Origin of the sequence: Neobacillus vireti (assembly GCF_036962465.1) — a bacterium.
Lineage (GTDB): Bacteria > Bacillota > Bacilli > Bacillales > Cytobacillaceae > Neobacillus > Neobacillus vireti_B.
The window spans coordinates 18,307-30,227 of record NZ_JBALNF010000046.1; the positions used below are offsets into that span (position 1 = coordinate 18,307).

General features: G+C 37.9%; 15 protein-coding genes. 3 read left to right on the forward strand and 12 right to left on the reverse strand.

Annotation, left to right across the window (positions count from 1 at the left end):
• Positions 1–33: 33 nt before the first annotated feature.
• Both scpB and V7077_RS19175 read right to left on the reverse strand, forming a co-directional pair.
• Entirely contained in the window at positions 34–621 is a 588-nt protein-coding gene (gene scpB / locus V7077_RS19170) for an SMC-Scp complex subunit ScpB (protein ID WP_335504858.1), read from the reverse strand.
• Complete coding sequence (locus V7077_RS19175; protein WP_335504860.1) at positions 622–1,377, reverse strand: segregation/condensation protein A; 756 nt, start codon at positions 1,375–1,377, stop codon at positions 622–624.
• A gap of 212 nt (positions 1,378–1,589) precedes the next feature.
• On the opposite strand from V7077_RS19175, the gene V7077_RS19180 reads away from it, so the two are divergent.
• Positions 1,590–1,676 (forward strand): YjcZ family sporulation protein, encoded by an 87-nt coding sequence (locus tag V7077_RS19180; RefSeq protein WP_160722190.1) that lies wholly within the window; start codon positions 1,590–1,592, stop codon positions 1,674–1,676.
• Positions 1,677–1,936: 260 nt separating this feature from the next.
• Positions 1,937–2,458, forward strand: a complete 522-nt coding sequence (locus V7077_RS19185) for a DUF309 domain-containing protein (RefSeq protein WP_335504862.1) — start codon at positions 1,937–1,939, stop codon at positions 2,456–2,458.
• A gap of 21 nt (positions 2,459–2,479) precedes the next feature.
• Here V7077_RS19185 and V7077_RS19190 read toward each other — a convergent pair whose 3' ends face one another.
• Positions 2,480–2,830, reverse strand: coding sequence for a GNAT family N-acetyltransferase (locus V7077_RS19190; protein WP_335504864.1), 351 nt, complete (start codon positions 2,828–2,830; stop codon positions 2,480–2,482).
• A gap of 487 nt (positions 2,831–3,317) precedes the next feature.
• Here V7077_RS19190 and V7077_RS19195 point away from each other — a divergent pair, with 487 nt between their 5' ends.
• Positions 3,318–4,181 carry a DUF1002 domain-containing protein gene (locus V7077_RS19195; RefSeq protein WP_335504866.1) on the forward strand — a complete coding sequence of 288 codons (864 nt, stop codon included), beginning with the start codon at positions 3,318–3,320 and terminating at the stop codon, positions 4,179–4,181.
• 79 nt (positions 4,182–4,260) lie between these two features.
• Here V7077_RS19195 and lysA read toward each other — a convergent pair whose 3' ends face one another.
• From lysA to V7077_RS19240, 9 genes are all read right to left on the reverse strand, one after another.
• Entirely contained in the window at positions 4,261–5,565 is a 1,305-nt protein-coding gene (gene lysA, locus V7077_RS19200; RefSeq protein ID WP_335504867.1) for a diaminopimelate decarboxylase, read from the reverse strand.
• A gap of 167 nt (positions 5,566–5,732) precedes the next feature.
• Positions 5,733–7,223 carry a spore germination protein gene (locus tag V7077_RS19205; RefSeq protein ID WP_335504868.1) on the reverse strand — a complete coding sequence of 497 codons (1,491 nt, stop codon included), beginning with the start codon at positions 7,221–7,223 and terminating at the stop codon, positions 5,733–5,735.
• Positions 7,207–7,785 carry a stage V sporulation protein AE gene (locus V7077_RS19210; RefSeq protein WP_335504869.1) on the reverse strand — a complete coding sequence of 193 codons (579 nt, stop codon included), beginning with the start codon at positions 7,783–7,785 and terminating at the stop codon, positions 7,207–7,209. The genes V7077_RS19205 and V7077_RS19210 overlap by 17 nt, the downstream gene beginning before the upstream one ends.
• 70 nt (positions 7,786–7,855) lie before the next feature.
• Complete coding sequence (locus tag V7077_RS19215) at positions 7,856–8,278, reverse strand: stage V sporulation protein AB (protein ID WP_235740330.1); 423 nt, start codon at positions 8,276–8,278, stop codon at positions 7,856–7,858.
• Positions 8,268–8,888, reverse strand: a complete 621-nt coding sequence (locus V7077_RS19220; RefSeq protein ID WP_335504872.1) for a stage V sporulation protein AA — start codon at positions 8,886–8,888, stop codon at positions 8,268–8,270. Before V7077_RS19220 ends, V7077_RS19215 begins: the two co-directional genes overlap by 11 nt.
• 88 nt (positions 8,889–8,976) lie before the next feature.
• Positions 8,977–9,735: an RNA polymerase sporulation sigma factor SigF gene (gene sigF, locus V7077_RS19225; protein WP_335504873.1), complete on the reverse strand. Its 759-nt coding sequence runs from the start codon at positions 9,733–9,735 to the stop codon at positions 8,977–8,979.
• A 12-nt stretch (positions 9,736–9,747) separates the two neighbouring features.
• Positions 9,748–10,188, reverse strand: a complete 441-nt coding sequence (spoIIAB, locus tag V7077_RS19230; RefSeq protein ID WP_215043275.1) for an anti-sigma F factor — start codon at positions 10,186–10,188, stop codon at positions 9,748–9,750.
• Complete coding sequence (gene spoIIAA / locus V7077_RS19235) at positions 10,189–10,539, reverse strand: anti-sigma F factor antagonist (protein ID WP_335504874.1); 351 nt, start codon at positions 10,537–10,539, stop codon at positions 10,189–10,191.
• A gap of 151 nt (positions 10,540–10,690) precedes the next feature.
• Positions 10,691–11,863, reverse strand: a complete 1,173-nt coding sequence (locus tag V7077_RS19240) for a D-alanyl-D-alanine carboxypeptidase family protein (protein WP_335504876.1) — start codon at positions 11,861–11,863, stop codon at positions 10,691–10,693.
• Positions 11,864–11,921 lie beyond the last annotated feature (58 nt).

Consider the following 11,921-nt stretch of genomic DNA (forward strand, 5'->3'; position numbering starts at 1 on the left):
TTATTTTAGCATAAATTCGATCAGAAGATTGAGTTAAGAGTTAATTGTTTCCTGAAATTTCTCAAAAAACAGGTCTGCTTCCTCCTGGATATATTCTTCTTCCACTTTTTCTGGTAATTGGGGCAGTTCTTTTAAGTTCTTTAGTCCGAAGTAGTCTAGAAATTCTTTTGTTGTTCCATACAAAATGGCACGTCCTGTTCCTTCTGCTCTTCCAACCTCTTTTATTAACGCCTTTGCCATTAAAGTATGAAGGGGCCGTTCTGTTTTCACTCCCCGGATATCTTCAATTTCGGCACGGGTAATTGGTTGTTTATAAGCTATGATTGCCAATGTTTCTAGAGCAGCTTGTGATAACGCAGAAGTATGCGGAGAATCAACTAATTTTTTTAAATAAGCGGCATTTTCCTTTTTAGTGGCAAGCTGAAATGTGCCAGCCATTTGAACAATCATAATGCCCCTCTTATCATCCCGGTCATACTCTTGACGCAAATCCTCAATCATTTCACTAGCATGCAGCTCATTTACTTCTAGTACCTCAGCAAGTTGCTTTAGGGATAGACCCTCATCTCCGGCGGCAAATAGGAGACTCTCCAGTATGCTGTTCCAATTAATAATTTCCACCTAATTTGCCCCTTCCTTTACAGCTTCCACAAATATATCCCCAAAATTTTCTTTCTGGTCTACATCTATGACATTTCTCTTGATTAATTCCAATACAGCCAAAAAAGTAACCACAATATGCTCTTTTCCTGGGTAAGGAAACAAGTCATTGAAATTTTTCCTTCCCTGCAATTGATGTAATTCATCCATAATTTCAGTCATTCTTTTTTCAATCGAAATCTCTTGACGAGCAATTTTTGTCGCCATTGGCCGCTGCAATTTTTTTCTGCGCAAAAGTTTCTGAAAGGCAGCTAGCATATCATACAAAGATACATTTAATTCTGTCCGGTCAGGCTTGATCTCTTTTGTAAAATCGGAAAGATCACTTGGGGGTTTGGTATACATAAGCCCGCGTTCTTCCTCCAAAGCTTTCAAGTCATGGGCAGCTTCTTTATATTTTCGATATTCAATTAAGCGCTCCACCAGCTCATCCCTAGGATCGTCCTCATAAGCGATTTCCGGGTCGACTTCATCTAAAATCTCTTCATGCTTCGGTAAGAGCATTTTGCTCTTAATGGCCAGCAATGTCGCAGCCATAACCAAGAATTCACTGGCAACATCAAGCTGCAGTTCATTCATTGTTTGAATATATAGTAAGTATTGCTCCGTAATTTCAGCTACCGGAATGTCATATATATCAATTTCGAGCCGATTAATAAGATGAAGAAGTAAATCTAACGGCCCTTCAAATGCATCGATTTTTACCTGATAAGGCATTTTCATTCACCAAAATTCTAAATATAAAATTATCTTTGTTCATTAGTCTCCTTGACTATTATTAGTATAGAGGATTCAAGTTTGTTATCCAATAGAAAATTCACCCTTTAGATGGTTAAACATAAAGTTGGGGTGTTTGCCCATAACAATGGACAAATATTCTACATATGATGACAAGGAAAAGAACAAAAATTTTCAAGGAGGTCTTTCATATGGATGGTGGATTTGGATCCGGTTTTGCTTTAATCGTCGTTTTATTTATCCTGTTAATTATTGTGGGTGCTTCCTGGGTTTACTAAGAAGTTGAGAGCCCCGGCAAGAGTTTTAGTTAGTCCAAAAGAAATTGGAAGCAGAGGATCCGTCATTTTGGCGGATCTTTTTTACCAGTTGGCTGTATTAGTCTTAAATGTTGATTCCCGCTCCAGGCGGCTTGCTTTCCGCTCCAATCAACAGGCTAAAAAATCAACAATAACCTTTAACACTGCCTATCAGTTAAATGGAGAAGCTCTATATGTTAAACTATACATACACACACTACAATCTAAAAAGGGGTGGTTTTTTGTACCCAAATGAGTATATCCAATTTTTAGCTCATTTTCATGGTGACAGAGATTATTTTGAGTGCCATGAGATACTTGAAGATTATTGGAAAAAAAACGATGGCAGAAATAAAAACTCCATCTGGGTCGGCCTTATTTTATTAGCAGTGTCGACTTATCATCATCGTAGAAGCAACTTTAATGGTGCCAAACGAACATTAGAAAAAGCGATAAAGATTTTTAAGACACAATCCGATTTTGTGACACAGATTGGATTTAACTTCCCATTGCTTCAAGATTTATTAAAAGAGCGCCTCTCCATCATCACCAGTCAACAAAGCTATAGTAGTTTTAGCCTGCCAATAGGGGATTTAGCTCTATTGGAACTTTGCAAGAGATATTGTGAACAGAATGGGGTTGTTTGGGGAATGGACAGTGACGTCGCAAATGATCATTTAGTTCATCGACACGTCTTACGTGATCGAACTAGTGTAATGGAAGAAAGAAATCAAGCTCTAAAATTAAGAAAAGGCAACGACTAATTCGTTGCCTCTTTAGGTATCTTAGCAAACATCACATTTTTCTATAAATGGAGCCGTGTTCTCATTCGCAATAATTACTTTATCTGCATACATCTCTTTTAAAGCTCTCACCATTTTTTTCCCTATCCCCTGAAACCGATGTGACGGGTTTACAGAAATATGCTGAATGATAATCTGATTGCCAGGATGATCAAAGAGGACACCAAGCAGCCCGATTATATCTTCTTCCTTCCAAAGAAAAAGCTGCCAATTCTCTTCTGTTTCATATTCCTTCATGGTTAGCTGGAGCTTCTTTAAGTCCTTTTCATCTGGCATAAAGGACAATAAACCCATAGCAATCTTTTCAAAAGTCTTCTTGTATCGAATTAACATTTTGATCCCTCATTATATTAAATAAACCGCTATTCTGTCTGGTTTAACAATAGTATATTTTTTCCCAATCATTAAATTATAAACCTATATTCATTATATGTAATTTGAATTTATAGTGTTTCACTAAACAACATCATACCTAAATAATGGGCATACTCCAAATAGAAGCATCCATTATTTACTAGGAACAATAAAAATCCAGTAAATTAATCCCCAAATTACAGAGAGACCAATAAGGATACCAAATAACAACCAGTTACTTTTCATAATAGAAAGTTCCTCCAAAAGCATTCTATCCTGCCATCATTCTACACTATCTAACAAAAATAATCTATTCTCTCTTTTAACTGTTCTTGAAAGTACACGAAAGTTTCAAACTATGAAACTCCCAGATAAAATATTCGTTTATATTTGAGGTTTCAGTTATATTAGTAAAAGAGATTTTATATTTATACTAAGATCTGCTTAAATTTCAAGGAGGCATAAAATGAAAAGATTTCTCATTCTTCTACTCGTATCACTTATTAGCCTATATCCTACCCATAGTTTGGCAGATATGGCTGAAGGAGATATGATTGTTACTCTAGGAGAAAATTTAACAGAAGAGCAAAAAAGTAATTTATTAGAAGAGATGGGCGCACCTGCAGATGTACAAATTGTTACTGTTACAAATCAAGAAGAACATCAATATTTAGGAAAATACATTGCGAAATCTCTTATTGGCACCAAGGCCATTTCCTCATCTGCGATAACCATCTCCTCCAAGGGCGCGGGGATTAAGGTTAAAACAAAGAATATCAACTGGGTTACGGATGAGATGTATGTCAATGCCCTGATTACCGCTGGGGTGAAAGATGCCAGCATCTATATCACTGCCCCTATTTCTGTATCGGGAACAGCTGCTTTAACCGGAATTATTAAGGCCTATGAAATTTCTGCGGATGAAACGATCCCGGAAGAAGTAAAACAGGCTGCGAATGAAGAAATGGTGGAAACAGCAAAACTAGGCGACTCTATTGGAGATCAGAATGCCGCTGCACTAATTGCTAAAATAAAAGAGGAAATTGCCAAGAATAAGCCGAAAAATGATGCAGAATTACGAAACATCATTGAACAAGCTGCTAAAGATTTAAATGTGGCTTTATCAGAAGCTGAAATGAACAGGTTAATGGCCTTTTTTAACAAACTGATCGATTTAAATATTAACTGGAACCAGGTTAGCGACCAGCTTAGTAAAGCTAAAGACCAAATTTCTAAATTTCTGCAATCTGATGAGGGACAAGGGTTTTTAGAGAAGCTTAAACAATTTTTTATCTCGTTGATTGATGCAATTAAATCACTTTTCTCATAAAAATCAGTTATGAAAAAGCTGCCGCAAAAAATTGCGGCAGCTTTTCTAATGCTCTAATATTTCAGCAGAAACCTCGGGCTTATTTTAACGGTAAATCCAATCGGACTAAGTCCTCATAAGTTTCTCTTTTCACTACAAGTGTGGCTCTTCCGTTTTCTGCGAACACTACCGCCGGGCGAGGAATCCGGTTATAGTTGTTAGCCATTGAATAACCGTAAGCCCCTGTACAAAATACTGCGAGTATATCTTCTTCCCCAGCTTCAGGCAGCGGGAGATCCCATATTAACATGTCACCTGATTCACAGCATTTTCCGGCAATGGAGACGGTTTGATTGGCCTTAGCTAATGGTTTATTAGCGAGCACAGCTTCATATTTTGCTTGATATAGGGCCGGGCGGATGTTATCACTCATACCCCCATCAACAGCCAAATATTTTCTAACACCTGGAACATCCTTTGATGAGCCAACCTGATATAAGGTAATACCAGCATCCCCAACAAGTGAGCGCCCTGGCTCAATCCAGATTTCAGGCATTTTCAGGGAATGCTGCTCAGTCAAATGTTTTACTTCGGTAATAATTTCACGAACATACTGTGAGGGAAGAATCGGTTCATCCTCCTTTGTATATCGAATTCCGAAGCCGCCGCCTAAGTTTAGCACTTTAGCTTCAAAAGAATGTTCATCTTTCCACTGTTCTAGCTTTTCAACTATTTTTTTGGCTGCCAATAAGAAACCGGTAGTTTCAAATATCTGCGACCCAATATGGCAATGCAGACCAAGAACATGAAAGAAGTTATTTTCCATTGCCATTTTTAATGCTATTTCTGCCTGTCCGTTTTGAAGGTCAAAGCCAAATTTTGAATCTTCTTGTCCGGTTAAAATATAATCATGAGTATGTGCTTCTATACCAGGTGTAACCCTTAAAAGTATATTCACAGTTGCATTTTTTTCCTGGCACAGTTCTTTTAACAGATTGAGTTCAAAAAAGTTATCTACGACAATACAGCCAATTTTGTGGTCTAATGCCATCTCCAACTCTTCTCTGCTTTTATTATTTCCATGAAAATGAATTCTTTCCACAGGAAAACCAGCAACGATAGCGGTATATAACTCCCCCCCAGATACTACATCCAGAGATAATCCCTCTTCTTCGGCCAACTGAATCATGGCAACGGTTGAAAAAGCTTTACTAGCATAAGCTACCTGAGCAACAACATTTAAATCATCAAATGTTTGCTTAAACCCCCGTGCTCTTTCTCTCATTAAGGCTACATCATATACATACAGAGGAGTCCCATATTGCCGTGCTAACTCAACGGCATCAACTCCGCCTATTTCTAGATTTCCGTTCTTATTTACACCTGTTGATCCGTAAAAATACATTCCCTCTCCCTCTCTCCGCCTGCGCTACTATAGTCTATGAGACAATCTTCAAATAAATAGACAGAATCTGCAAAAGATACTGCCTATTTTTTGACTATTTTAACCCTTTATTGAAATAAAATAACTTTAGCACAACTTAAATAAAACTGCAATTAGAAAAAATAGGATTATTTCTTATTTGCACCTGGCGGCTGCCTATAACGATTTCGAGGCCGAACAATACTTGGTCTTAGCATTGAGCCTGGAATGGCACGACGAATAAGAATTTGCATAAATCCTTTTGGTTCAAAAGGAAGAAAAGGCCAGAAGTATGGTGTGTTAAATGCACGCATATTGACAACAAATAAAAACATAACGGTACTTCCAATCACCAATCCTGGTGTATGGAACATCGCTACCAAAATCACAAGTATCATTCTGGCAATCTTATTTGCTACACCTAATTCATAACTTGGGGTTGTAAAAGTACCGATTCCGGCTACCGCAACATAAAGGATGACTTCCGGGACAAACAGTCCTACATCAATCGCAATCTGACCAATCAAAACAGCGGCAATTAAACCCATAGCTGTTGATAATGGGGTTGGAGTATGTATAGCGGCCATTCTTAAGAATTCAATCCCAAAATCAGCTAATAGCAATTGAACAACCACCGGAATATTGGTTTGTTTATTTGGCCCAATAAAAGCTATATTTTCAGGTAATAGTGACGGCTCCAACGCAAACAGTAACCAAAGGGGCAGTAATATGATGGAAGCTATGATCCCTAAAAATCTTGTCCATCTAACAAAGGTTCCCATTGCCGGGGATTCACGAAATTCTTCTGCGTGCTGAACATGATGAAAATAGGTTGCCGGAGTAATAATGACACTAGGTGATGTATCACAGTAAATAATAATATGACCTTCTAATATATGCGCTGCAGCAACATCCGCTCTTTCAGTGTATCTAACCATTGGAAAAGGATTCCATCCCTGTTTTACTATGAACTCCTCGATCGTTTTATCTCCCATCGGAATCCCGTCGACTTGAATCGATTTTATTTCTTTTCTTAATATATTTAATAAATCAGCATCTGCGACGTCCTCTAAATAGCCGAGCGCCACATCCGTTTTTGACCTTTCACCTACTTTGATCATTTCAAAACGCAGGCGTTCATCCCGAATTCTTCGTCTTGTTAGAGCCGTATTTAAAATGATATTTTCAACAAATCCATCACGAGAACCACGAACAACCTTCTCCGTATCCGGTTCTTGAGGAGTCCGCCCAGGATAACTTCGTACATCAACAGCTAATGCCGTATTTTCCCCTTCAATAACAACGACAATCTGACCGGAAAGGACCAAATCCACAAGTTCATCTAATTTATGAATCGGCTGTACGGATTGATTAAGAAGGCGGTTATAAACGAGTTTATAAATATCCGTCGATTGTTTTTCATGATCGTTTAGCTGCACTAATTCTTCTATTAGTTCAATGATATAACGGGTATCACAAAGACCATTACAGAAATATATCTGGACATCTTTCTTAAGAATTTTTAGCTTTCTTACCCCTAAGTCAAAGCTGATACCAAGACCGACTCTTTGTTTCATGTAATTTTCAATCTCATTTACTGATTCAGGGATTGGCCATTTTTGCTCATTGCTCCTTGACATGAAAGTCACTCCTTTCAAGTATAAGTTCTACTGCCTTTTTGGTGATTGGAGCACCTAATTTGTATGAATCATGCCGAGCCATTTTTCCAATATCACCAACGCCAACAATAATAGGGATATCTAATTCATCAAGACAATATACTGTATCTCCATTAATCCTCCCTAGTTCAAGCTCTTGTATTCCATATTTATCAACACCATAGGGTGTTAAGTTTCCATCACGATCAATACTAACATCTACCCTTGTCCATTCCTCATGCCTTGATCTTGCCGCAACTGCTATGACTCCTAAAACTTCAATATCCTCATGTGTGGCAACATATTTTAAAGCCGATTCGCCAGCACCTTCCCCCACGATCCCACTATCATCAAACATTACTAATACGGGGTCATGCGGTGTTTTTTTTATTAACTTAACGATTTCCGGTCCTGATAATTTGGAAGGATTTCCATAGGAACTGGTAATACAACGCCCACCAATCTCTTGGGCTACATGTTCAACAGCCCTTTTTGCATATTCATCACCGTCAGTAATTAAAATGACGTGCCTCCGAATACTCATACTTTGATGTCCCTTCCTAATTAAAGAGTAATGTTGTCTTACATATTTAGGGCTGTTCTCGGCTGATTTTTTATTGTTTAATAAAATATAGCCACTGAAAAATCGACCCAAAAATTTTCCCTAACACGATCGCCATAATCAGAATGATAATTTGTCCATCCAGCCGGATTCTTTTAGTGAGTATGGGAAACACATTTACGACTTCTGTTAGCCCTGCAGCCAGCATTCCTACAAACACCCCCCCTGTAAGTCCTAAGGGGATTAAGAAATAGACAGATATATGTAATGCCGGGTCTCTTAAGCTTGCGAACACTCCAGCTAGTACTCCCAACACAACTGCCCATTCGTATAAATGAATCATTTTCATTGATTTTGAAAGCTGTGTTAACCTAGGGATAATCCCCAGTACAGTTAAAAATGCAACAAAACCTGCGCCTACCATCAATCCACTTGCAAGACCTATAAAGATTACCGATAGGATTTTAATCGTCATCAATATGCTTCATACTTTCCTTATTTTCATGGATAACCACATAATTATCTAAATCAAGCTGATAATTAAAAATTTCTACTTCAAGTGGACTAGGTTCTTCATTTAAACGGTGTTTAAACACATGATTGAAAAAAAGAATCATTCCAAGTCCTAGACCAATCGAATAGGGGATTTGGAAGAGCAACGGTTTTACTGCCTTTTTTTCAGTTATGATGGTATATATTTTTTCCTGAACGCTTTGCATACTTACATCATCATGAAAATTCATAATGGTCATCGCAGAACCAAAAAATAATAAAAACCAAATGAGGAGAAAAATAGGCATAGAAACCTCTTTTTTCTTAAAAACCACTTCAACGATAGTTTGAGCCGGACCGATGGATTGAACTTCGGCTTGCTCAATTGTTGCAGTTATTTTCTTGATAACCTCCATCACATCTATGACGATGATATTTCGATCCATCTCTGTTACTTGATAAATCATCATTGATTGTAATTTCATCAGGACTACTTCTGGGGCAATGATCTGGGCAACATCCTTTAAATAGATCTTTTCTTCAGGCCGGACATGGACACGATGCCGCATGCGGATGTAGATTGTTTTTTCCAAAACATTCACTTCCCACACATTAATTTCCTCATCAATAGTATGGATAATATTCAATGCTTTCATGTAAGCAAATGAAAAACCGCATGGATCAGAGATCCATGCGGTCCTTCATTTGCTGTAATATCTTTTTTTCAAGCCGAGAAACCTGTACCTGGGAAATTCCCAGCCTAACGGCCACTTCAGATTGGGTTTGATCTTTATAGTAACGCAAATAAACAATCAGTCTTTCTCGTTCATCAAGTTCACGAATTGCTTCTTTTAATGCTATTTTATCAAACCATTTTCCTTCATTACCGTCATCAATTTGGTCTAGTAAGGTGATTGGATCCCCGTCATTTTCATATACGGTCTCATGAATGGAAGATGGTGTCCTGCTTGCTTCTTGGGCAAGGATTACATCCTCGGGTGATAGTTCCAGATGAGCTGAAATCTCGTTTACAGTCGGAATTCTTCCAAGTGTTTTTGATAATTCATCCTTCGCTTTTCGGATTCTATTACCCATTTCTTTCAATGACCGGCTCACCTTTACCGTCCCGTCATCACGAATAAACCGTTGGATTTCTCCAATAATCATTGGTACTGCATATGTGGAAAATTTGACATCATAAGAAAGGTCAAATTTATCAACAGATTTTAATAATCCAATACAACCAATTTGGAATAAGTCATCCGGGTCATACCCCCTGTTAAGAAAGCGCTGGACAACAGACCAAACAAGCCGCATATTTTTTTCAACAATTAAATCTCTAGATTCTTGATCTCCAGCTTGGCTCCTTTTAATGAGCTCTTTTACTTCATGATCCTTTAAGTATGGTTGACTTTTATCTTTCTTGACCTCCACATCCATCGGCAAGTCTCCTTAATTGCAAAGCATTTTGTTAAGTTTTAAATGCTTCCTTAATCTAACCTCGGTTCCGCTGCCTGGCTGTGAATGAATCTCTACCTCATCCATGAAATTTTCCATGATGGTGAATCCCATACCGGAACGTTCCAAATCCGGCTTCGTTGTAAATAATGGCTGACGAGCTTCCTCCACATCTGCTATACCTAAACCTACATCTTTAATTGTCATATCAATTAGACTGTCCTCAATTGTTACCTGAATATAAACAATCCCGCTTGGATCATTTTCATAGCCATGAATAATCGCATTTGTTACAGCCTCTGATACGACCGTTTTAATCTCCGTTAACTCATCCATTGTTGGATCAAGCTGGGCAATAAAAGCAGCAACAGTAACACGGGCAAACGACTCATTTTGACTTAAAGCACTGAATTGAAGATTCATTTCATTCTTCACTCAGGCCACCCCCAATCTTTGCAATGCAAATTCCTCAGTCGGTTCCATTTTGATGATTTTGAATAGACCAGACATATCGAATAATCTTTGTATTGCAGGGGAAATCGCACAAACCACCATTTCACCGTGCACTTGCTTTATTTGTTTATATCTCCCTAAAATAACTCCTAATCCTGAACTATCCATAAAAGAGAGTTGTTCTAAATTTAAAACAATATGGCGAATATTATTTTTTTCAATAACAGCTGTGGCTTGTTCACGAAGGTCATCCGCTGTGTGATGATCTAACTCCCCACTTAAGCGAATGCATAAAACATCGTGTTTGGTTTCCATCTGAATGTTAAGACTCACTATTTCCGTCCTCCTTAATCTGGTATAGTGAGTCAATTCGCTTTTTTATCGAAAATATCCTTCTCTACATACAAAACTAGTCCTATTTCGCTAAAATTAGAATTGTAGTTTGAAGTTTCGACAATACTGTTAAATCGTTTTTCTATCTTGCTTATTTCCCAGACTTTGTAAACATTCCAAATGCACGTTTATAAAGTGTCCACCATCCTGCTTCTTTCACACTCTTACTAGCTACTAATGGACTTTCCAGAATTACTTTACCATTCTTAGTTAATTTAATGGTTCCAACCTGATCGCCTTTTGTAATTGGAGCCTTTAGATTTTTTTGCAGAATGACTTTTTGCTTAACATCCTGGGTTTTTTCACCTTTTTTCGTCAGGATGGAAATCGGTTCACTTGTTACTGCTTCTACTTTCTTTTCCTTGCCCTTGCTTACTTTAACCAAACCTATCGTTTGACTTCTTTTAAACATTGGATGTGTTTGATATTGGGCAAAGGCATAATCTAGTAATTTCGTTACTTGTGCATTTCTTTCCTTAGAGGTTGGTGCCCCAAATACTACCGCAATGACACGCATACCATCTTTTTGGGCTGTCGCTGTTAGGCAATACTTTGCCTCTGCAGTAAACCCTGTTTTTAATCCATCTACTCCAGGATAAAAACGGACCAATTTATTTGTATTTACCAACCAAAATTTTTTATCTGTATTTTCACGAAGATAGGCTTCGTACATGCCTGTAAATTTTGTGATATCTTCATATTTAAGCAGTTCTTTTGCCATAACAGCCATATCAGCAGCTGTACTATAGTGGCCGCTGACAGGGAGACCAGTTGTATTTTTAAAGAATGTATGCTTTAATCCTAGTTCCTTGGCTTTAGCATTCATCATATCTACAAACGCATCTTCAGAGCCTGCTATCCTTTCGGCCATTGCAACGGACGCATCATTTCCTGATCCGATCGCAATGCCTCTTAACATTTCCTTTGTCGTCATCGCTTCACCTGGTTCTAGAAAAATCTGAGAACCTCCCATTGAAGCTGCATACTCACTTGCTCGAACTTTTTCATTCCAAGACAGTTTGCCTTCGTCTATTGCCTCCATTATTAGGAGCATCGTCATAATTTTTGTCATACTCGCAGGCGGCAGCTCTTGGTTACTATTCTTTTCATATAAGACTGTGCCTGTATCTCGTTCAATTAAAATAGCGGATTTAACATTGCTGACAATATCAGTACTCTTTTTCTCTTCAGCAGCAAATGCAGATGGAATCCATAAACTTGTTAGTAAAAAAGATGTCACTAAGAAAGAGACAAATCGTTTCATTCGCATAACCCTCCATTCTTTATAGTATCCATTTTTTCCAAATTGATTTTCTTTATAC

Excerpts from the sequence above, each read along its gene's own strand:
- V7077_RS19210 (WP_335504869.1), bottom strand. The coding sequence starts at position 7,785 with ATGAGTATTCGGAGGCACGTCATTTTAATTACTGACGGTGATGAATAT.
- V7077_RS19175 (WP_335504860.1), bottom strand. The coding sequence starts at position 1,377 with ATGCCTTATCAGGTAAAAATCGATGCATTTGAAGGGCCGTTAGATTTA.
- V7077_RS19190 (WP_335504864.1), bottom strand. The coding sequence starts at position 2,830 with ATGTTAATTCGATACAAGAAGACTTTTGAAAAGATTGCTATGGGTTTA.
- V7077_RS19205 (WP_335504868.1), bottom strand. The coding sequence starts at position 7,223 with ATGTCAAGGAGCAATGAGCAAAAATGGCCAATCCCTGAATCAGTAAAT.
- lysA (WP_335504867.1), bottom strand. The coding sequence starts at position 5,565 with ATGTATTTTTACGGATCAACAGGTGTAAATAAGAACGGAAATCTAGAA.
- V7077_RS19215 (WP_235740330.1), bottom strand. The coding sequence starts at position 8,278 with ATGACGATTAAAATCCTATCGGTAATCTTTATAGGTCTTGCAAGTGGA.
- V7077_RS19240 (WP_335504876.1), bottom strand. The coding sequence starts at position 11,863 with ATGAAACGATTTGTCTCTTTCTTAGTGACATCTTTTTTACTAACAAGT.
- sigF (WP_335504873.1), bottom strand. The coding sequence starts at position 9,735 with ATGGATGTGGAGGTCAAGAAAGATAAAAGTCAACCATACTTAAAGGAT.
- V7077_RS19195 (WP_335504866.1), top strand. The coding sequence starts at position 3,318 with ATGAAAAGATTTCTCATTCTTCTACTCGTATCACTTATTAGCCTATAT.
- V7077_RS19180 (WP_160722190.1), top strand. The coding sequence starts at position 1,590 with ATGGATGGTGGATTTGGATCCGGTTTTGCTTTAATCGTCGTTTTATTT.